Source organism: Azospirillum thermophilum (assembly GCF_003130795.1).
In the GTDB taxonomy this organism is placed as follows: Bacteria; Pseudomonadota; Alphaproteobacteria; order Azospirillales; family Azospirillaceae; genus Azospirillum; species Azospirillum thermophilum.
Genome location: NZ_CP029356.1, coordinates 1 through 19,680 on the forward strand (window position 1 = coordinate 1; position 19,680 = coordinate 19,680).

The window sequence follows — 19,680 nt, forward strand, 5'->3', positions numbered from 1 at the left end:
GGCTCTAGCGGACGGGATTGGTCAGTTCAGTCCGGCTCGTCCAGAAGCCGGGCGATGTAGCGTCCGATGGCCTGTTGCAGCACGCCCGTCGATGCGGCATCGAGCGCCAGCACGATGCGGCCGCCGACGTCCAGGCTCTCCACCCGGAAGGCGACATGGAAGAGGATCACCGGCGGCGAGGCTCCGGACGGAATGCCGCAGGTCTGCAGGAGGTCGGCCGCCCCTCCCCTGGTCACCGCCGGCAGGGCGGTCTGGATGGTGCTGCCGAGCAGGTTGGCGATCCGGGCAAGTGCGCTGTTCAGCACGATGTTGCCGATTTCCGCCAGCCCCTCCTCCTCCATCTCCGCCGCGTCCTCCGCCGGGATGCCGGGCGGCAGCGAGGCGCGGACGAGCGGCAGGCTGCCCGCGGCGGGAAAGACGAGCAGGGCGGTACCCTGGAAGACGCCGCCGAGCCCCTCCGCAATTCCGACCAGCGGGCCGGGAAGCGCCGACTCGAGGGCGGCGGCCAGATGGTCCGGCGCCACGAGTTCCACCGTCGGCACCGACAGCGAGACGAGGCCGTGCACCATGCGGCTGAGCGCGGTGGAGGGCGGTGGCGATCCCGATGTTGCCGAGTTCGGTCAGCGCGTCACGCTCCAGCTCGCTCAGCTCGAGCCCCGGCCGGCTGGAACCGGAAGCGCCGGTCTCGGTGGGGCCGTCGCCCATGAGCAGCCCCCGGCCGGCGGTCAAGACCGTGAAGCGCGGCGGCGCGGCAGGGCCGCAGCGGCGAGGAACCGGGCCACCTGCTCCTCGTCCAGCGGCTTGGGCAGGAAGGCGGCGCCCAGCGCCCGGATGCCGGAAACCACCGACTCCTGGCCGTTGGCGGTGATGATCCCCATCTGCACGTCGGGTTTCCGGGCGCGCAGCTTCTCCGCGACTTCCAGGCCGTTGTCCCCCGGCATGTTGAAGTCGATGATCGCAACATCGACCGTGTTCTCGCCCAACTTGGCGAAAAGCTCATCGCCGTTCGCCGCTTCCATTACCGACCATTCCGGCTGATGCCGTAGAACCAGTGACCGGACATGCATGCGAGACAGTTTGCTGTCATCCACCACTATTACGGTCTTACTCACGATATATGCCTTCCGGAGGTGGCCAGCAGATGATTTCGTGGATTATACAGGGTGGATCGCACCAATCCAGACGCTATTGTCAGATCTTCCCTTCAGACCGGCGTTCCGTTGCCGGTACCGCGAACGGAAAACGCCTTTCCGGTGGTGTGCCGGAAAGGCGTCTCACGGGCCGAAACGATGGAAGACCGGGATTGGTTACCAGGCCGGAACCACCGCGTTCTTGAACTTCTCGCCGATGAAGCGCTTGACCTCGTCGTTCTGGTAGGCCTTCACCAGCTTGGCGACCCACGGCTTGCCCTGGTCGGCCTTGCGGACGACGATGATGTTGGCGTAGGGGCTCTCCGCCGCCTCGCGGGCGATGGCGTCCTTCGCCGGATCCAGGCCGGCCTCGATCGCGTAGTTGGTGTTGATCGCCGCCACCGTCACGTCGTCCAGCGAGCGGGGAAGCTGGGCGGCGTCCAGCTCGACCACCTGCAGCTTCTTCGGATTCTCCACGATGTCGATGGGCGACGCCTTCAGCCCGGCATCCGGACGCAGCTTGATCAGCCCCTTGGACTGCAGCAGCAGCAGGACGCGGCCGCCGTTGGTCGGGTCGTTGGGGATGGCGACCTTGGCGCCCGGCTTCAGCTCGTCAAGGCTCTTCACCGTCTTGGAATAGATGCCGATCGGGAAGACCACCGTCTTGGCGACGCTGACCAGGTCATAGCCGCGGTCCTTCACCTGGTTGTCCAGGTAAGGCTGGTGCTGGAAGGAGTTGGCGTCGAGATCGCCCTGCGACAGCGCCTGGTTCGGGATGACGTAGTCGGAGAACTCGAGGACCTGGAGGTCCAGCCCGTCCTTGGCGGCGATGGGCTTCACCACCTCCAGGATCTGGGCGTGCGGGCCGGGGGTGACGCCGATCTTGATGGTCTCGGCGGACGCCCCGAAGGCCATCGCCAGGGTCGCGGCACCGGCGAGCAGGGTCGCCAGCGAACGGATACGCAGCATCTCCAAATCCTCTTTATCGTTCTTAACGCTTCAGGTTTCGCTTGTTGACCCGCTGGGCGATCCAGTCGCCGGTCGACTGCACGATCTGCACCAGCACGATCAGGACGACCACGACGGCCAGCATCACTTCGGGCAGGAAGCGCTGATAGCCATAGCGGATGCCGAGGTCGCCCAGACCGCCGCCGCCGACCGCGCCGACCATGGCGGAGTAGCCGATCAGGCTGACGGCCGACAGGGTCAGGCCCATGACGATCGCCGGCAGGGCTTCGGGCAGAAGCACCTTGCGCACGATCTGGAAGGGGGTGGCGCCCATCGCCTGCGCCGCCTCGATCAGCCCCCGGTCCACCTCGCGGATCGCGTTCTCCACGATGCGGGCGATGAAGGGGGCCGCCGCCACCGTCAGCGGCACGATCGCCGCCGTGGTGCCGATGGAGGTGCCGGCGATCAGCCGCGTGAAGGGGATGATCGCCACCACCAGGATGATGAAGGGGGTCGAGCGCGTCATGTTGACGATCGCGCCGACGATCCGGTTGAAGACGAGGTTCTGCAGAAGCTCCCCCCGCCCGGTGACCGCCAGCAGCACGCCGATCGGCAGCCCGATCACCGTGCCAAGCGCGCCCGACACCGCCACCATGTGCAGCGTGTCGAGCAGAGCCTTAAACAGCAGCTCGTAGATCTGCGGGGAGAGCATGGCCCAGAACCTCGACGCCCAGATTGTTGACTTTCAGAAGGCTGATGGCGGCCTCGACCGCCTGCGCGTCGCCCAGCGCCTCGACCACCAGCGTGCCGAAGGGGGCGCCCTGGATCTCGTCGATCTGGCCGTGCCAGATGTTCAGGTCCAGGTTCAGCTTGCGGCTGATCGCGCTGATCACCGGGCTCGTCGCCTTCTCGCCGGTGAAGGTGATGCGCAGCACGGGGGTCGATCCCGCCGCGGGGCTTGGCGCCAGACGCGCCTTCAGCGAGTCCGGAATGCCGCGGTTGATCACCGGATCGACGAAGCTGCGGGTGGTCGGATGCTTCGGGTGGGCGAAGATGTCGAAGACCGGCCCCTGTTCGATGATGTGGCCGTTCTCCATCACCGCCACCTTGTGGCAGATCTCCTTGATCACCGCGATCTCGTGGGTGATCAGCACGATGGTCAGGCCGAGCTGCCGGTTGATGTCCCCCAGCAGGTGCAGGATCTGCTCCGTCGTCTCCGGATCGAGGGCCGAGGTGGCCTCGTCCGACAGCAGCACCTTCGGCTTGCTGGCCAGCGCTCGGGCGATGCCGACGCGCTGCTTCTGGCCGCCGGACAGCTCGGCCGGATAGCGGTCGCGCTTGTCCGCCAGCCCGACGAGGCTCAGCAGGGGCTCGACCGTCGCGCGGATCTCCGCCTTCGGCGTGCCGGCCAGTTCCAGCGGGAAGGCGACGTTGTCGAAGACGGTGCGCGAGGACAGCAGGTTGAAGTGCTGGAAGATCATGCCGATGGAGCGGCGCTCCCGCCGCAGATCGGCGGCGGACAGCGTGGTCATGTCGACGCCGTCCACCAGCACCCGGCCGCCGGTCGGCCGTTCCAGCAGGTTGATGGTGCGCAGCAGGGTGGATTTTCCGGCGCCGGAGCGGCCGATGATCCCGAAGATCTCCCCCGCCCGATGGCCAGATCGATCTCGGCCATCGCCTGCACCGGGGCGCCCGACCCGCGGGCGGGATAGATCTTCTGTGCTTTCTCAAGAGTAATCATGGTCGTCTAACCGTTCGGGGGCACCGCGGCGCCCCCAACCCTCCTTTACCAGGTCGGAACGATGGTGCCGTTGAAGCGCGTTTCAATAAACTGGCGCACCTCGGGCGACCGGTACAGAGCGATGAAGCGCTTGATCGTCGGATCCTCCGCACGGTCGCGCCGCACCGCCCAGACCAGATGCCATTTCGACTGGTCGTCCTCCAACTTCAAAGCGGTCTTGGGGTTCAGCCCTGCGAGAACCGCATAGTTGAGCGTGATGACCGAGGCGTCGACGTCGTCGAGCGAGCGGGGAAGCTGGGCGGCGTCCAGCTCGACGAACCTCAGCTTCTTCGGATTCCGCACCACGTCGGCGATGGTGGCGTTCAGCCCCACCCCGTCCTTCAGCCCGATCAGCCCGGCGTCGGCCAGCAGGAACAGGGCGCGGGCGCCGTTGGTCGGGTCGTTGGGGATGGAGACCGACGCCCCCTCCTTCAGGTCGGCCAGCGACTGCAGCTTCTTGGCATAGACGCCCATCGGCACGACGACGCTCTTGGCGACCGGCACGATGTCGTAGCCGCGCTGCCTGATCTGGTTGTCGAGGAAGGGCTGGTGCTGGAAGTTGTTGGCGTCGATGTCGCCGGCCTGCAGGGCCGCGTTGGGCATGTTCCAATCGGTGAACTCGATCACCTTCGCCTCGATCCCCTCCTTGGCGGCGAGCTTGGCGGTGAACTCCAGGATCTCGCCGTAGGGGCCGGCGGAGACGCCGAGCTTCAGCGGTTCGGCAAGGGCGGGAACGGCGGCGAACAGCAGGGCGGAGAGGGTGGCGCCCGTCAGGAAACGCTTCACGGCAGTGGTCCTCGGCATGAATGGAGCGGTCGGCGAATGTCGGAGACGAATAGGGGCCCGGACGGATGATCAGCGGCGGTGGTTGGGCAGCCGCTTGTAATGAAGCTGGGCGGCGCGCTCCGCCTGCCCGACATTCCGGAAAACCCGGCGGTCGAGGTCACGGAAGGCCCAGTCGGAGACGAAGAAGGTGAAGGCGCCGCGGTCGGCGACGACGATGCCGGCGGACCGGCCCTGCACTTCGATGGCGTACGCGTTGGCGTTGGTCATGACAAACTCTCCCCCGACCCGCTGCGGCGCAAGTCCCAGGGCGGCGCGGGTCGATCGACTGCGGATGGAATGGGTGCGGCGGCCGGTCAGGCGCAGCGACAACACATTCGGGCGGCCGGGGAACGGCGGGCCGATATCCGCTGGATCGGGGGAGTGGTCTTGAGGTCGAACATTCCGGTCACTCCTGTCGAAGGTCCACGACCGGCATCGTGGCGCTTTAGCGTTTGGTGACGCGGCGCAAGCTGCTGCGTTCAAATTGCCGCGGGATGCCCCCTTGGGCGTCCGGAGACTTTTCTACGACAGGGGTGGACAATGCGTCAAGGGTAAAAACGCAAAATCGAATGTGCAAATCACTATTTCACATCTTACAAATGTTTTTTGTGCAGCAAGCCCGTTCCCCGCTTCCGGGCAGAGGCGGGGAGCGGGGACGGCGCCCGGGCCGCCCTAAATCTCGTTGCCGGGGCTGCCCGTCCGGGCTGTGCCCTTGTCGTGGCTGTCGGGATCCCAGTCGTCGGCATAGGGCTTGCCATCCGGCGTGGTCGCCCTGACGGCACGACCCTCGGCCTCGGCCTTCAGGCGCTCGGAGCTTCCGACCGGCGTCGCGTCGCCCCGGCCGGACAGGTCGCCGTTGCGCTCTGCCCGGGTCTCGTCGATTCCCTGCCCCCGCATGGAGGGAGAGGACGGCTGGTCCGAGGTCTTGCGGTTCTCGTGCGGCATGGTTGCCCTCCTGGTGTCTGGCTCTGCACCGCCAACCGCGCCCTGCCGGACCGGTTCCCCGGAAACCGCCCCGGAACCGCCGGGAGGACGCCGTGTTGGATCGGTCATCCCAATGCGGCAGGAGATCATCGCCATGGCCGATCCCGACGCGAGCAAGACGGACCAGGACCGCATCGACCCGCAGAACCTGGAGGCGACCCGGGACCGTCTGGCGCAGGCGGACAGCTCCCGCTCCCCGGACTCTGCCGGAACCGGAACCGGCAGCGGCGGCGCGGGTCCGGTGGAGCGCGGTCCCGCCGATACGGCCCGTCAGGCCGGCGGCACCGCCGACACGCCCGCGCCGACGGGCGGCGGGCGCGGACCGGCGTCCGGGCTGCAACCGGGCGGCATGACGCCCAGGACCGGGGCCGGCGGCACCGGCGAGGCGACGGGAGGCATGGATACGCCCGGCGGACCGGCGCCGAAGCGGTGATCCGCCCGATCGGACGGGCCGCACGGCAGAGATGCGCTGCTGAAGACGGTGACGGCGGCGCGGAATGTGCTATCTATCGCCGAGCGGTCCATCCGAGGAGAGAGTTTTGCCCGCCGACACCAGTGCCCTTGGCGCTTCCGCCGGTCGCTCGACGCCCGACGACCAGCTGGTGCTTGCCTTGCCCAAGGGCCGCATTCTGAAGGAGCTGCGTCCGCTGCTGACCCATGCCGGCATCGAGCCGGAAGCGGCCTTCGACGACGACAACAGCCGGCTCCTGCGCTTCGCCACGAACGTCCCGAACCTCAGCATCATCCGCGTCCGCTCCTTCGACGTGGCGACCTTCGTCGCGTTCGGTGCCGCCCATCTCGGCGTGGCGGGCAACGACGTGCTGATGGAGTTCGACTATCCCGAGATTTACTCCCCGCTCGACCTCGGCATCGGCGCCTGCCGCCTGTCGGTGGCCGAGCCGGCGGACATGATCGAGGGGGACGACCCGACGCGGTGGAGCCATGTGCGCGTGGCGACCAAATACCCGGAAGTGACCCGCCGGCATTTCGCGGCCCGCGGCGTGCAGGCGGAATGCGTGAAGCTGAACGGCGCCATGGAGCTCGCCCCGACGCTCGGCCTGTGCCGGCGCATCGTCGACCTGGTGTCCACCGGTTCCACCTTGAAGGCGAACGGGCTGGTGGAGGTCGAGCATATCGCCGACGTGACCTCGCGCCTGATCGTCAACCGGACCGCCTTCAAGACGCGGCCCGACGAAATCTCTTACTGGATCGACCGGTTCCGGGAGGCCGTGAATGCCCGCAAGGCTTGATGCGACGAGCGCCGATTTCGCCGACCGCTTCGAAGGCCTGCTCCATGCCAAGCGGGAAGCCAGCGAGGACGTGCAGACCCTGGTCGCCGGCGTCATCGCCGAGGTCCGCGCCCGCGGCGACGCGGCGCTGATCGACTTCACCGCCCGCTGGGACCGCCAGACCCTGACGCCCGCCACCCTGCGCATCGGCGCCGCGGAGGTGGACGCGGCGACCGCTCAATGCGATCCGGAGACCCTGGCCGCCCTCGACCTCGCCGCGGCCCGCATCGAGGAGTTCCACCGCCGGCAGGTGCCGGAGGTGACCGACTACCGCGACGCGTCCGGCGTACGGCTCGGCGCCCGCTGGACCGCGGTCGGCGCGGTGGGCCTCTATGTTCCCGGCGGCACCGCCTCCTACCCCAGCTCGGTCCTGATGAACGCCCTGCCGGCCAAGGTCGCCGGGGTCGGGCGGGTGGTGATGGTCGTTCCGACCCCGGACGGACAGCTCAATCCGCTGGTGCTGGCGGCTGCCAAGCGCTGCGGCATCACCGAGATCTACCGGATCGGCGGAGCCCAGGCGGTGGCGGCTCTTGCTTACGGTACCGAAACGATCCGGCCCGTTGACAAGATCGTCGGGCCGGGCAACGCCTTCGTCGCGGCGGCCAAGCGGCTGGTCTACGGCACGGTGGGCATCGACAGCATCGCCGGCCCCTCGGAGATCCTGGTGGTCGCCGATGCGAAGAACGACCCGGCCTGGATCGCCATGGATCTGCTGTCGCAGGCGGAGCACGACACCTCGGCCCAGTCGATCCTGATCACCGACGACGACGCCTTCGCCGATGCCGTCGCCGCCGCGGTGGACCGGCATCTGGAGACGCTTCCCCGCGCGGCCATCGCCGGCCAGAGCTGGCGCGACCACGGCGCCATCGTCACTGTGCGCGACCTGCTGGCCGACGCCCCGGCGCTGGTCGACCGGCTGGCGCCGGAGCATCTGGAACTGGCGGTGGAGGATCCCGACGCCCTGGCGGCACGGGTGCGCAATGCCGGCGCCATCTTCCTCGGCCGCCACACGCCGGAAGCCATCGGCGATTATGTCGCAGGCCCCAATCACGTGCTGCCCACCGCGCGCAGCGCCCGCTTCTCCTCCGGCCTCAACGTGCTGGATTTCATGAAGCGGACGACCTTCGTCGGCTGCGACCCGGCGGGCATCCGGGCGATCGGGCCGGCCGCCGTCACGCTCGCCCGTGCGGAAGGGCTGGACGCGCACGCGCTGTCCGTGGCACTGCGTCTGTCGGCCGCCGGGACGCAAACCTGACGGCAGGGATCGGGGGGAGGAGCCGCGTGGTCGCAAAGAACAACCGGCGCATCGTTCACGTCACGCTCGATGAGAAGACGGTCGTCCGGCGCAAGCCGGAGGTCGAGCACGAGCGCGCGGTCGCCATCTTCGACCTGCTCGAAGAGAACGAGTTCTGCCCCTGCGATCACGCCGATGCCGGCCCCTTCCACCTGCACCTGTCGATCGAGGACAACAGGCTGGTCTTCGACATCCGGCGCGAGGATGACAGCCTGCTGGAGAAGGTGACGCTTCCGGTGACCGGCTTCCGGTCCATCGTGAAGGACTATTTCCTGATCTGCGAGAGCTACTACGCCGCCATCAAGCGGTCGACGCCCTCGCAGATCGAGGCCATCGACATGGGCCGCCGCGGCCTGCACAACGAGGGATCGGAGATGCTGCGCGATCGGCTGGCCGGCAAGGTGGAGATGGACCTGCAAACGGCAAGGCGGCTGTTCACGCTGATCTGCGTCCTGCATATCCGCGGTTGAGGGAGGCCGCGCGGCGCATGGCCACGCTGACGCAGACCCTCCCGCTGACGAGCATCCTGTTCGCCTGCACCTACAACATGATCCGCTCCCCCATGGCGGCGGCGATCATGCGCCATTTCCATGGCAGCAGGATCTACGTCGATTCGGTCGGCGTCCGCGAAGGGGACGAGGTCGACCCCTTCGCCGTCGCGGTGATGGAGGAGATCGGCATCGACCTGTCCCGCCACCGCTGCCGCACCTTCGAGGATCTGGAGGACACCAACTTCGACCTGATCGTCTCGCTGTCGCCGGAGGCCCACCACCGCGCCATCGAGATGACGCGCACCATGGCGTGCGACGTCGAGTTCTGGAACACCTTCGACCCCACGCTGGCGGACGGCAGCCGGGACGCCATGCTCGCCGCCTACCGCGAGGTGCGTGACGGGCTGCTGGCCAGGATCAAGGACCGCTTCCCCCTGACGCGCGGACCGACCGTCTGACCGCCGGCCATTCCATTACGGATGGTGCGGGTAAAAATTGAAATCTCTGCAACTATTTTGTCGCGTCGGCGTTCCCATCCAGTCGGGTCGGTGGTATTGAGCTGAATCAAGGAGGCCCGGGCTTCCCCCCTCTACAGTCCGGCAGACGCGTCGGAGAGCCTTGCAAGATGCCAGATGGCCTGTTGTCCCGCCTGATCCGGACCATCAGCCCCCGCAGCCTCCGCGTGCGGCTGATGGGTGTGGTGCTGGCGTCCCTGGCCTTGCCGCTGGGAGGGGCCCTCTATGTCTTCGACCAGCAGTTCGACGATCGCATGGATACGGCGCGGGAGCTCGCGCTTCACCTGACCGACGACGGCGTCGACCGCCAGCACGACCTGATCGGCGAGGCGCGCAACCTCCTCAGCGTGCTGTCCCTGGTGCCGGAAATCCGCAACGCCACCGCCGACAACACGGATTCCTGCGTTTCCACCCTGGCGCCGATGCCGCGCCGTCACCGCTGGACCACCGGCGTCTGGCTGGCCGATGCCGACGGCAACCTGATCTGCGACACCACCGGTCCCGGTTCCGGCATCACGCTGCGCGACCGTGAGTACTTCCAGCGGGTGCTGGAGACCAAGTCCTTCGTCGTCAGCGACTTCGTCATCGGCCGCCGGTCGGCCAAGCCGCTGATCATGGCGGTTCTGCCGATCCTCGAGAACGGCCAGATCCGGCGCGTGATGGGCGTGGCGGTGGACCTGACCTGGCTGACCGACCTCGTCAAGGTGGCCAAGCAGGAGGACGCCCGCGTCATGGTGCTGGACCGCCATGGCGTCATCGTCGCCCGCCAGCCCGACCCGGAGGGCTGGCTCGGCCGCAACGTGTCCGAACTGCCCCATATCCAGCACATGCTGCGCGAGCGCAACGGCTTCTTCGAGGCGACCAGCGCCGACGGCAAGAAGCGGCTCTGGGCGTTCCAGCACGCGGCGGACACCGATACCGTCTTCGCGATCGGCATGCCGATCGATCCTCTGCTGGCCGAGGCGAGGCACGACCTGATCCAGGGGCTGGGACTGCTCGGCGTCGCCGGGGTGATCAGCGTCGGCGCGCTCTGGGCCCTGCTCCATGCCTCGGTGCTGCGCTGGATGTGGGTGTTGAGCCAGGCGGCCTCGCGGATCGGTGCCGGCGGGGCCGGCACGGTGATCGAGGCGGAGAACGCGCCGAACGAGTTCCGCGTCGTCTCCCACGCCTTCAACGACATGTCGCGCCGCCTCAAGCAGCGCGAGCAGGAACTGCGCGCCGCCATGGAGGAGGCGCGCGCCGGCAGCCGCGCCAAGGAGGAGTTCCTGGCGACCATGAGCCACGAGATCCGGACGCCGATGAACGGCGTCATCGGCTTCGCGGAGATGCTCCTGGAAACCCCGCTGACCGCCGAGCAGCGGCGCTACGCCTCCCAGGTGCGGGAAGCGGGGCGCTCGCTGCTGACCGTGATCAACGACGTGCTCGACCTGTCGAAGCTGGAGGCGGGCAAGCTCGATCTGGTCAACGTGCCCTTCCGCATCGACGACCTCGCCGACCGCTGCGTCGCCATCGTGCGGCTGGCGGCGGAGCAGAAGGGGCTGGTGCTGCAGACCGCCATCTCCGCCTCGGCGCGCGGCTTCGTCATGGGCGACCCGGACCGGGTGCGGCAGATCCTGCTGAACCTGCTGGGCAATGCCGTAAAGTTCACCGACAGCGGCAGCGTGCGGCTGTCGGTCAAGGCATCGGAGGACGACCGCGGCACCCGCCGCTACACCTTCACGGTGACCGATACCGGCATCGGCATCCCGGAGGAGCGGCAGAACCAGCTCTTCCAGCGCTTCACCCAGCTTGAACGCGGGCGCGGCGGAACGGGTCTCGGCCTTGCCATCTGCCGCCGGCTGGTGGAACTGATGGGCGGCGAGATCGGGATGGAGAGCCGCTCCGGGGTCGGCAGCACCTTCTGGTTCGGCCTGCCCCTGCAGCCGGCGGGCAGCGCCGCCACGGCGCTGGAGCCGGCCGCCCCCTCCGCCACCTCGGCCTACGGCCCGGGGTACCGCATCCTGCTGGCGGAGGATCTGGCGATGAACCGCGATCTTGCGGTCACGATGCTGACCAAGGCCGGCCATCACGTCGATGCGGTGAATGACGGGGCCGCGGCGGTGGCGGCGATGCAAGTCAACAGCTACGACCTCATCCTGATGGACGTGCAGATGCCGGTGATGGATGGGCTGGAGGCGACCCGCGAGATACGCGCCATGCCCGGCCCTGCCGGGCGGATCCCCATCGTCGCCCTGTCGGCCGGCGTCCTGGCGGTGGAGGTGGAGCGGTGCCTGCAGTCGGGCATGAATGCGCACCTCGCCAAGCCGCTGGACAAGGCCAAGCTGCTCGCCGCGGTCGACCACTGGGCCGGGCTGGCGCTGCGCGATCCGGTTCCGCAATTGATCCACCAAAACTGACGAGACCGAACGGGCTGTGCTACACTCCTCCGACCGGATCGGACGCTGCGGCGGCGATCCCTTCGCGCCGTTGGTGTTCCATGAAGCTCGTCGAGTCGTCCCTCACCCCTGTTCCCGAGCGCAAGCCGACGCCGTCGGCCGGGCTTGCGGGTGATGGCGGTTCCTCCTCCTTCCGTGACGTGCTGGCCGAATCGCTGCCCGTGCCGAAGGGGCGCCTGGCAAACGGCCAGAAGGCCCCGCCGGCTCCCGGCCTGAAGCCGGAGCCGCCGATGCTGCTGGAGGACGGCACGCTGGTCCCGCTGCCCGCCCGCAAGCCGGGGCTGGCAACCACCATGGCCGAGAACCCGACCGCCGCGCGCGTGGTGCTGGCCTCGCAGCAGGTCGCCGGGTTGTCCGGCCACAGCTTCACCGCCATCCTCGCCCAGGCGACGCAGGAAAGCGGCCTCGATGCAGCCGCCCGCAACAGCCGCAGCTCCGCGGCCGGCCCCTTCCAGTTCCTGGAGCGTACCTGGCTCGACCTGTTCCGCCGCCATGGCGCCGCCTACGGCCACGGTGAGCTGGCGAGCCAGATCGACAGCCGCAACGGCATCGCCTCGGTCAAGGACCCGGCAGTCCGCAAGAAGATCCTCGACCTGCGCCACGACGTCGACCTGTCGGCCGGCATGGCGGCCCGCTACCTCGCCGAGGGGCGGGAGCGGCTGGAGAAGCGGCTGGGCCGTCCCGCGACCGAGACCGAGAGCCGCATCGCCTATGTCATGGGCGTCGGCGGCGCCACCAGATTGATCAAGGCGGCCGAATCGAGCCCCCGTACAGCCGCGGCCGAACTGCTTCCCTCCGCCGCGAAGGCGAATCCGACCCTGTTCTACGACCGCGCGAGCGGCCGGGAACTGACGGTGGCGGAGGCGGTCGGGCGCCTCACCCGGCGCATGGACTCCGACCAGCGGGAGATGTTCGCGGCGATCGCCAAGGCCGCGGAACAGCCGCAAAAGCTGGATCACGGCACCTCCTCGCCGTTGAATCCCTTCCAGACGGTCGCGCTCCCGGAGGACGCCGGAGGCCGATCCGCAGAGCTTTCGCAGGGCTGATGCGCGTCCGCTCCTGCGGCGGAATGTGTCGCTTTGCGGGAATCCCCCTTGACCCGGCGGCCCGGGAAGGTCAGTTATTGCCGCGAAACTTGTTATGGACTTAAGGTAATATGGCAAAGGAAGACCTGATCGAGTTTTCCGGGACCGTGGTCGAACTGCTGCCGAACGCGATGTTCCGGGTGAAGCTCGACAACGATCACGAGGTTCTCGCCCACACGTCGGGCAAGATGCGCAAGAACCGGATCCGCGTTCTGGCTGGCGACCGCGTCAATGTGGAGATGACGCCGTACGACCTGACCAAGGGCCGGATCACCTTCCGGTTCAAGTAACCGCGCAATCCGTTTCGTCTACCGCGTGATGAGCATGTTGAAGGCGCCCCGGCTCGTGCTGGCGTCGGCTTCGCCGCGCCGGCTCGATTTGCTGCGCCAGATCGCAGTCGTCCCGGACGCGGTGGACCCCGCCGACATCGACGAAACCCCTCTCCCCGAAGAGCTGCCGCCGCAGCACGCCCTGCGTGTTGCCGGCGAGAAGGCTGCGCGCGTCGCCGAACGGCACCCGGACTCCTGGGTCCTGGCTGCCGACACCGTCGTCGCCTGCGGCCGCCGCATCCTGCCCAAGGCGGAAGAGGAAGCCCAGGCACGCCAGTGCCTTCGCCTGCTGTCGGGTCGCCGGCACCGGGTGTTCGGCGGCGTCGTCCTGCTCCTTCCCTCGCCTGACGGAACGCCGCCGCGCCGCTTGGAGCGGGTGGTGCGGACCGATGTCACGTTCAAGGCCCTGTCGGACGACGAGATGGCGTCCTATGTCGCCTGCGGCGAATGGCGGGGCAAGGCCGGCGGCTATGCCATCCAGGGCCGCGCCGCCGCACTGATCCGCTGGATCGGCGGTTCCTACAGCAACGTCGTCGGGCTGCCGCTGCATGAGGTGGCGGGGCTGCTCTTCGGCGCCGGCTTCCCCAGGCCGTGAGCGGCGTCGAGATCGTCATCGACCGGGACGGGCCGCTGACACGGGCCGCCGTCCTCACCGACCGCCGCCTGACCGACCTCTACATCGACCATGACGCACGGCCGTCGCTGCTCGGCAGCGTGTTCCGCGGCCGGGTGGAGCGGATCGCCACCGGCCTCGACGGCGCCTTCATCGACCTCGGCACCGGCAAGTCCGGCCTGCTGACCGTTTCGGACGTCCGCGGGCCGAAGGGGCGGGTGGAGCGGATCGGATCGGCCCTGCGCACCGGCCAACCGGTCCTCGTGCAGGTCAAGGCGGACGCGGTCGGCGCCAAGGGACCGTCCCTGACCATGGACGTCACCCTGCCCGGCCGCTTCCTCGTCCATGCGCCGCTGGGCCGGGACATCGCGGTTTCGAAACGGCTGGGCAGCGGCCCCGTCCGGGCGCAGTTGGCGCACCGCATCCAGGCGCTGGTCCCCGGCGCCGGCTGGATCTTGCGGGCGGGTGCCGCCGAGGCGGCGGACGGCCTGCTCGCCGCCGAATCGGAAGCGCTTCATCTGACGTGGCGCGCGATCACCCAGACGATGACGGCCGGCACCGCCCCGGCCCTGCTCCATCCCGGCCCGACCGCCCCTGTGCGCGCCCTGATCGAGCATGGCACCCCCGCCCCCGAGCGGATCGTGGTGGACGGCGACGCGCTCGCGACAGCGCTGAGGCGCTGGTGCGGCGACGCGGCCCCGGACCTCGAGCCGCTGGTCATCCGCCACGATGCCGCCGGCCGGCTGTTCGACCATCATGACCTTGATTCGGCGATTGCCGCCCTGCTCGAGACGCGCGTGCCGCTGTCGGCGGGAGGGTCGCTGGTGATCGAGCGGACGGAGGCGCTGACGGTGGTGGACGTCAATGCGGGGGAGCGCGGCAACCCGCTGGACGTGAACCTGGAGGCAGCGGCGGAGATCGCCCGCCAGCTCCGCCTGCGCAACGTCGGCGGCATCGTCGTCGTCGATTTCGTCAATATGCGCCACCGCAGCGACCAGGAGCGCGTCCTGAATGCCCTATCCCACGCGGTGGAGGGCGATCCGGCGCAAACCCAAGTCTATGGCATGTCGAAACTGGGCCTCGTGGAGATGACGCGGGCACGGCGCGGAACCGCGCTGGCGGCCCTGCTGGCGGCGCCCGGCCCTGATGCGGAGACCGATGCATGACCACCCCATCCCCCACCCCACCGGCGACGGCCGCTGGCACCTGCCCGATCTGCGGCCGCCCGAGCGTCACCGAAGTGAAGCCCTTCTGCTCCAAGCGTTGCGCCGACGTCGACCTGTCGCGCTGGCTGGGTGGCGTCTACCGGATCGAAGGGTCTGAACGGCCGGATCCGGCTGCCAATGACGCGGATCCGGAGGCGGAGTGAGCCTCGGAAAATTTTTTGAATTTTCTGCTAGACAGCCCGCCCGAATTTTCCTACAAAGCGGCCCTCGACGCGCTGCGGCGAGCTTCGAAACGAAAGCGAAGCAACGCTGTAGCACCGGTGCCCAGGTAGCTCAGTTGGTAGAGCAGGGGACTGAAAATCCCCGTGTCGGTGGTTCGATTCCGCCCCTGGGCACCACTCTTCCTCTTCGATGGTCTGGAGGATGAGTGGTGCGGATCGCGCGATAAGTTCCCCACGCTAAAGATAATCCACCTCCCAAAGTCGGTTCTGCTTTGGCGGGGGTGCCTGCTCGCAGGTCTTCCCTGCGTCAGGACCTGTGCAGCGCCTGTTTCAGGTCGTCCTTGCTCATCTTCGAACGGCCGGGGATGTTCCGGCGCCTGGCCTCGGCATAGAGTGCCGCGCGGCTTTCGCCCTCATCCGATCCCTCCCCGGCCTCGGCAGCATCGCTGCGTTCGCGTCGCTTCGTCCGTTTCAGGGCTTCGCGGTTCTTCTGCTTGCTCGCGTTGCGGGATGCGCCGGCCTCGCGCAGGGCGATGGCGATCGCCTGCTTCGAATCCTTCACCTTGCGTCCCTGGCCGGTCTCAAGGTCGCCATGCTTGAACTCGTGCATGACGCGCTCGACCGTTTCCTTCTGCTCCCTGGACTGCTGTGCCATGTCCGCCTCCAGGCTGTGGGTTCAAGACCACAACCGCACGCAATGGCAGTTGGTTTCCCGCTACTCCCAACACGCTACCCCCGGCAGGGGGATTGCCGGCCAAACTCGACGTCTGAGCCATTGACCAGCCCCCCTGCCGCGGCTGAATTGCTTCCGGAGACAATCGACCGGCACAGGGTCGTTGCGCCGGATGGACCAGACGAATGGTGAGGGATGGCTGTAAAAGCGAAGGATTTCAGCGATGCCGCTTTTCCGCCGCCCGGCTGTCGACACGGGGCGTGGTGGCGGGGCCTGTCCCGGGCCGCTGCCGGTCTTGCCGCCATCGGGCTTTCCGCCTGCTCCACCACCCACGTGACGACACCGGAGCGGTCTGCGACGGAACAGCTTCTTCTGTCGACGGCCGCGGACCGGGCGGCCGAGCGCGTCGCGGCAAGCCTCGCGCTGCGTGACACCATCTACGTGGACAACTACGGCGTCGAGGGCTACGACAGCAAATATGTCGTCTCAGCGATCCGCGACGCACTCCTCCGCCACGGGGCGCGGCTGGCGCCGTCGCGCGACGAGGCGACGACCATCGTGGAACTGCGTGTCGGGGCGCTCTCGATCGACAGCGAAAGCTCGCTTCTCGGCGTTCCCAGCATCAATGTCCCGCTTCCGATGGCGCAGCAATCCTCGACCCCGGAAATCCCGCTGTTCAAGAAGGAGCTGACCCAGGGTGTCGCCAAGGTGGCGGCGACCGCCTACGACCGCAGGACGGGCGCCCTGGCGGTATCCAGCGGGCCGCAATATGGCTTCTCCAACAAGGCCGAGTGGGTGCTTCTGCTGCTGCTGACCTGGGACACCAGCGACCTGCTCCCCCCGGACACCCGCCCGAACCCCGGCCCCTTGGGCGACTGAGGCACCGGCGGACGCACCATGCCCTGAAGGGCAAGGCCGGTGCTATACCGATGCCGGATTGCCGGTGCCGGCGTCCCGCCCATGTTGTCGCAAACGGCCCCGCTCCGGTTGCGGACCGAACAACCGTCCCGAACGACTGGACTGCCGACGGATGACGATGCCTGACCGCTTCCGCCCCGCCCCTTGGACATGCCGCCTCTCCCCCGCCGCCGGCCTTGGGGCTCTGCTCGGCCTCGGCGCCTGCGCCGGGCTGACCCCGGTATCGACCGCAGCCCCCGACCCGGCGACCGTCGCGCTGCTGGAGAGGAGCGCCCCCAACGACTGCAACCCGTCCGTCGCCTCCGTCCTGGCCGGAGCGGGCATTCCGGCGGCGGCCATCCGGGACGTGACCTATGGCCTCTATCGCGACGAGTTCAGCGACCGTATCGTCCGCTACGACGCCTGGGTGTATCTGACGGACCAGCCCGGGGCGATCGTCGTCGCGGTGGATCGCGACTGCCGCCCGATCCAGATCTACGCCCGCGACGGCGCCAGGATGCCGAACCGGCGGCCCTGACGCCCGTCGCCTGACGCCGCTAAAGGGCGATTCGCTCCCCGGGAATGGCCAGGGCGATCCGCGGGTCCGCGGCGCAGGCGGCGGCGAGTTCCCGCCGCAGGTCCCGCCGGACGTGGTAGAGGCGCATCGCCCGGATCGCCAGACGGTCCGGCAGCCCGGAAAGCTGGGTGTAGGCCGCGTGGAACGGCTGCGAGCGGTCCGGCTCCACGGTCAGGCACTCATGGAACAGCAGGTCGGCGCCCCGGAACAGGGCTTCGGACTCCTCGGTGGCGCGGCCGTCGCCGGAATAGGCGAAGGACTTGCCGCCGGCCTCCAGCCGGATCGCCAGGTTGGGAATGGCGTGGAGCGTCGGCGCGGTCCGGATGCGGAACGGCCCGACCTCCCCCTCCGCCGGCGTCTCGCTCCACTGCAGCGGGAAGGACAGCGACCGCTCCGGATCGATGCCGCCCGCCTGGAACAGTTGGCCGAGCTGCCGGCGCCCGTCCGCGGTCGTAACGATGCCGAGCGGCTTGCTCCGACGGTCGTCGGTCCAGCGGATCAGGGCCGGCACCAGCCCGAAGCAATGGTCCGGATGGTGGTGGGTGAAGCAGAGCGCGTCCACCGCGTCCGGGTCGGGCAACTCGCGCCAGAGGACCGGCGGGACCGAGTGGCCGCAGTCGATCATCAGGCGAAAGCCATCGGCCGAGACGATGACGGAAGAGTTCGGCAGGGCCGGGTCGGCGGATTCGCCGACGCCCAGAACATGGATATCCATCGCGGTCAGTATCCGATCAGTCAGCAGCCGGCCTTTCAGTGGCCGACCTTGGCCAGCACGTCGGCCTTGAGGAAGCGTTCGATCACCAGCATGAAGCCGACCGAGGGCACCAGCAGGATCAGCGCCGTGATCGAGGCGATCTGGAAATTGCCGCCCATGCCGGCATTGAACATCAGCAGCGGCAGGGTGGTGACGTCCGGCACGCCGACGAAATAGGTGCCGGTGAACTCGTCCAGCGATTCCAGGAAGACGAAGATCGAGCTCGCCATCACGCCGGGTGCTGCCAGCGGCAGCGTGACGCCGAGGAAGGTGCGCAGCGGCGAGGCGCCCATATCGCGCGCCGCCTCCTCCAGCGAGCGGTCGACGGCGGAAAAGGCCGCCGCGGTGATCCACACCGAGAAGACCAGCCCGTGTACCGCATGGACCAGCACCACGCCCGCCACCGTGCCGTTCAGCCCCAGCGTATAGAAGATGCGCGCCACGTTGATGTAGACGGCCACGCTCGGGAAGGCCTGCGGCAGCAGGAAAGCCAGCAGGATCGCCCCCCGCCAGGGCAGACGGAGCCGGGCGAGCGCATAGCCGGCCGGGACCGAGACGGCAAGGCAGACCGCCACGGTGAACAGCGCGATGGTGACGCTGGTGGCCAGCGACCCCATGGCGTTGGACCGCGGGGCGAACACCCGCTCCCAGAAGGAGAAGCCGTATTGCAGCGGCAGCGTGTGCGGGAAATACCATTTCTCCGCCACCGCCCACAGGCCGAGATTGGTCAGCGGCCCGAAGACGGCGAAGGCCAGCAGGCCCAGCAATAGGCCGCGCGGCACCCACCCGAGGGAGCGGATCATCGCGCACCGCCCTGGCGGACGCCATGCCTGAGGTAAATCCAGCCGACCAGCCCCGCCATCGCATAGGAGACGAAGCCCAGCGCGTTCGCCACGCCGTAGTCTCCATGGGCATTGATGCGGTAGGCCATGTCGACGGTGATCATGGTCGGGCTGTTGGGGTTGATCATCATCGGCACGGACATCACCGACAGCATGGTCACAAAGCTGAGGATCAGGCCCACCACCAGCGTCGGGCGGACCTGCGGCACGACGATTTCCGCCAGGATGCGCAGCCGCCCGGCGCCAAGATCGCGCGCCGCCTCGATGGTGGAGCGGTCGAGGGAGGCCATGGCCCCCGCCACCATCAGGGCGACGAAGGGCGTCTGCTTCCAGACGAAGGTCACCACCACGCCGCGCCAGTCCAGCAGGCTCGCCGCCTGTAGCGGCTCGATGATCCCGCTGCCGATCAGCGCATTGTTCATCAGCCCGTTCTTGGCGAGGACGGACCGCATCATCTGGCTCGCCACGATGAAGGGGATGAACAGCGGCCAGCGGTAGAGCCAGCGCAGGACGGCAACCGCCGTCCGGTTCTCCCCCAGCGTCAGATAGCCGCCGATCGCCACCGCCAGCAGCGCCACCAGCAGGGTGGAGAGCAGGACGATCGCCAGGGTGAACAGCATGTCGAGGTGATAGAGCTCGAACGCCTTGGCAAAGTTGGCGAGCGTCCACTCCCCCTCGCGGCTGCGGAAGGCGCTGACCGCCGAGAAGCCCAGGGGATAGAGGAAGAACAGCACGACCATCGCCAGGGCGGGCGCGACCAGCAGCAGCCCCCAACCCCAGCCGGCGGCGCGGGCGGCGGCGGCCCGCCCCCCGCGCATGCGGGGGGCTGCCG

Annotated in this window: 24 protein-coding genes, 1 tRNA gene and 1 pseudogene; 14 read left to right on the forward strand and 12 right to left on the reverse strand. The window is 68.5% G+C overall.

Annotated elements, in window-relative coordinates:
* Positions 1-26: 26 nt before the first annotated feature.
* From DEW08_RS21275 to DEW08_RS21310, 8 genes and pseudogenes are all read right to left on the reverse strand, one after another.
* Positions 27-569, reverse strand: a complete 543-nt coding sequence (locus tag DEW08_RS21275) for a chemotaxis protein CheC (protein WP_245986827.1) — start codon at positions 567-569, stop codon at positions 27-29.
* A 156-nt stretch (positions 570-725) separates the two neighbouring features.
* Complete coding sequence (locus tag DEW08_RS21280) at positions 726-1,112, reverse strand: response regulator transcription factor (RefSeq protein ID WP_109331121.1); 387 nt, start codon at positions 1,110-1,112, stop codon at positions 726-728.
* Between the two features lie 195 nt (positions 1,113-1,307).
* Positions 1,308-2,099, reverse strand: a complete 792-nt coding sequence (locus DEW08_RS21285; protein WP_109331123.1) for a MetQ/NlpA family ABC transporter substrate-binding protein — start codon at positions 2,097-2,099, stop codon at positions 1,308-1,310.
* A gap of 22 nt (positions 2,100-2,121) precedes the next feature.
* Complete coding sequence (locus DEW08_RS21290) at positions 2,122-2,790, reverse strand: methionine ABC transporter permease (RefSeq protein ID WP_109331124.1); 669 nt, start codon at positions 2,788-2,790, stop codon at positions 2,122-2,124.
* Positions 2,756-3,819, reverse strand: a pseudogene (locus tag DEW08_RS21295) (methionine ABC transporter ATP-binding protein). The gene DEW08_RS21290 and the pseudogene DEW08_RS21295 overlap by 35 nt, the downstream one beginning before the upstream one ends.
* A 45-nt stretch (positions 3,820-3,864) precedes the next feature.
* Positions 3,865-4,644, reverse strand: coding sequence for a MetQ/NlpA family ABC transporter substrate-binding protein (locus tag DEW08_RS21300; protein WP_245986828.1), 780 nt, complete (start codon positions 4,642-4,644; stop codon positions 3,865-3,867).
* 69 nt (positions 4,645-4,713) lie between these two features.
* Positions 4,714-4,911: a hypothetical protein gene (locus tag DEW08_RS21305; protein WP_109331126.1), complete on the reverse strand. Its 198-nt coding sequence runs from the start codon at positions 4,909-4,911 to the stop codon at positions 4,714-4,716.
* A gap of 444 nt (positions 4,912-5,355) precedes the next feature.
* The gene (locus tag DEW08_RS21310) at positions 5,356-5,628 is read right to left on the reverse strand and encodes a hypothetical protein (protein WP_109331127.1); all 273 of its coding nucleotides are present in this window, start codon (positions 5,626-5,628) and stop codon (positions 5,356-5,358) included.
* 133 nt (positions 5,629-5,761) lie between these two features.
* Here DEW08_RS21310 and DEW08_RS21315 point away from each other — a divergent pair, with 133 nt between their 5' ends.
* The 12 genes from DEW08_RS21315 to DEW08_RS21370 all read left to right on the forward strand — a co-directional run bounded on the left by DEW08_RS21315 (position 5,762) and on the right by DEW08_RS21370 (position 15,282).
* Positions 5,762-6,100: a hypothetical protein gene (locus DEW08_RS21315; RefSeq protein ID WP_146214748.1), complete on the forward strand. Its 339-nt coding sequence runs from the start codon at positions 5,762-5,764 to the stop codon at positions 6,098-6,100.
* A gap of 64 nt (positions 6,101-6,164) precedes the next feature.
* A complete protein-coding gene (gene hisG / locus DEW08_RS21320) occupies positions 6,165-6,917 on the forward strand; it encodes an ATP phosphoribosyltransferase (RefSeq protein ID WP_425429131.1) in 753 nt (250 codons plus the stop codon).
* Positions 6,901-8,211: a histidinol dehydrogenase gene (gene hisD / locus DEW08_RS21325; protein ID WP_109331137.1), complete on the forward strand. Its 1,311-nt coding sequence runs from the start codon at positions 6,901-6,903 to the stop codon at positions 8,209-8,211. The genes hisG and hisD overlap by 17 nt, the downstream gene beginning before the upstream one ends.
* A gap of 26 nt (positions 8,212-8,237) precedes the next feature.
* Complete coding sequence (locus DEW08_RS21330; protein ID WP_109331138.1) at positions 8,238-8,720, forward strand: UPF0262 family protein; 483 nt, start codon at positions 8,238-8,240, stop codon at positions 8,718-8,720.
* A gap of 17 nt (positions 8,721-8,737) precedes the next feature.
* Positions 8,738-9,199, forward strand: a complete 462-nt coding sequence (locus DEW08_RS21335) for an arsenate-mycothiol transferase ArsC (RefSeq protein WP_109331139.1) — start codon at positions 8,738-8,740, stop codon at positions 9,197-9,199.
* 182 nt (positions 9,200-9,381) lie between these two features.
* A complete protein-coding gene (locus DEW08_RS21340) occupies positions 9,382-11,652 on the forward strand; it encodes a hybrid sensor histidine kinase/response regulator (RefSeq protein WP_245986830.1) in 2,271 nt (756 codons plus the stop codon).
* An 80-nt stretch (positions 11,653-11,732) separates the two neighbouring features.
* Complete coding sequence (locus DEW08_RS21345; RefSeq protein WP_109331153.1) at positions 11,733-12,737, forward strand: lysozyme family protein; 1,005 nt, start codon at positions 11,733-11,735, stop codon at positions 12,735-12,737.
* Positions 12,738-12,847: 110 nt separating this feature from the next.
* A complete protein-coding gene (gene infA, locus DEW08_RS21350; RefSeq protein ID WP_012977999.1) occupies positions 12,848-13,066 on the forward strand; it encodes a translation initiation factor IF-1 in 219 nt (72 codons plus the stop codon).
* Positions 13,067-13,100: 34 nt separating this feature from the next.
* Positions 13,101-13,700 carry a Maf family protein gene (locus DEW08_RS21355; RefSeq protein WP_425429132.1) on the forward strand — a complete coding sequence of 200 codons (600 nt, stop codon included), beginning with the start codon at positions 13,101-13,103 and terminating at the stop codon, positions 13,698-13,700.
* Entirely contained in the window at positions 13,697-14,884 is a 1,188-nt protein-coding gene (locus DEW08_RS21360) for a ribonuclease E/G (RefSeq protein ID WP_109331157.1), read from the forward strand. Before DEW08_RS21355 ends, DEW08_RS21360 begins: the two co-directional genes overlap by 4 nt.
* Complete coding sequence (yacG, locus tag DEW08_RS21365) at positions 14,881-15,087, forward strand: DNA gyrase inhibitor YacG (protein ID WP_109331158.1); 207 nt, start codon at positions 14,881-14,883, stop codon at positions 15,085-15,087. The genes DEW08_RS21360 and yacG overlap by 4 nt, the downstream gene beginning before the upstream one ends.
* Positions 15,088-15,206: 119 nt before the next feature.
* Positions 15,207-15,282, forward strand: a tRNA-Phe gene (locus DEW08_RS21370).
* 130 nt (positions 15,283-15,412) lie between these two features.
* On the opposite strand, the gene DEW08_RS21375 is transcribed toward DEW08_RS21370, so the two are convergent.
* Entirely contained in the window at positions 15,413-15,760 is a 348-nt protein-coding gene (locus tag DEW08_RS21375; protein WP_109331162.1) for a DUF6496 domain-containing protein, read from the reverse strand.
* A gap of 213 nt (positions 15,761-15,973) precedes the next feature.
* Between DEW08_RS21375 and DEW08_RS21380 the strand changes: the two genes are divergently transcribed.
* Positions 15,974-16,657 (forward strand): DUF6655 family protein, encoded by a 684-nt coding sequence (locus DEW08_RS21380; RefSeq protein WP_146214749.1) that lies wholly within the window; start codon positions 15,974-15,976, stop codon positions 16,655-16,657.
* A gap of 151 nt (positions 16,658-16,808) precedes the next feature.
* Positions 16,809-17,213: a hypothetical protein gene (locus DEW08_RS21385; RefSeq protein ID WP_245986831.1), complete on the forward strand. Its 405-nt coding sequence runs from the start codon at positions 16,809-16,811 to the stop codon at positions 17,211-17,213.
* 19 nt (positions 17,214-17,232) lie between these two features.
* On the opposite strand, the gene DEW08_RS21390 is transcribed toward DEW08_RS21385, so the two are convergent.
* The 3 genes from DEW08_RS21390 to DEW08_RS21400 are packed head-to-tail and all read right to left on the reverse strand — an operon-like array spanning position 17,233 to position 19,666.
* Positions 17,233-17,967 carry an MBL fold metallo-hydrolase gene (locus tag DEW08_RS21390; protein WP_109331167.1) on the reverse strand — a complete coding sequence of 245 codons (735 nt, stop codon included), beginning with the start codon at positions 17,965-17,967 and terminating at the stop codon, positions 17,233-17,235.
* A gap of 35 nt (positions 17,968-18,002) precedes the next feature.
* Positions 18,003-18,809: an ABC transporter permease gene (locus tag DEW08_RS21395; RefSeq protein WP_109331168.1), complete on the reverse strand. Its 807-nt coding sequence runs from the start codon at positions 18,807-18,809 to the stop codon at positions 18,003-18,005.
* Complete coding sequence (locus DEW08_RS21400) at positions 18,806-19,666, reverse strand: ABC transporter permease (protein ID WP_168220507.1); 861 nt, start codon at positions 19,664-19,666, stop codon at positions 18,806-18,808. The genes DEW08_RS21395 and DEW08_RS21400 overlap by 4 nt, the downstream gene beginning before the upstream one ends.
* Between the last annotated feature and the right edge of the window lie 14 nt (positions 19,667-19,680).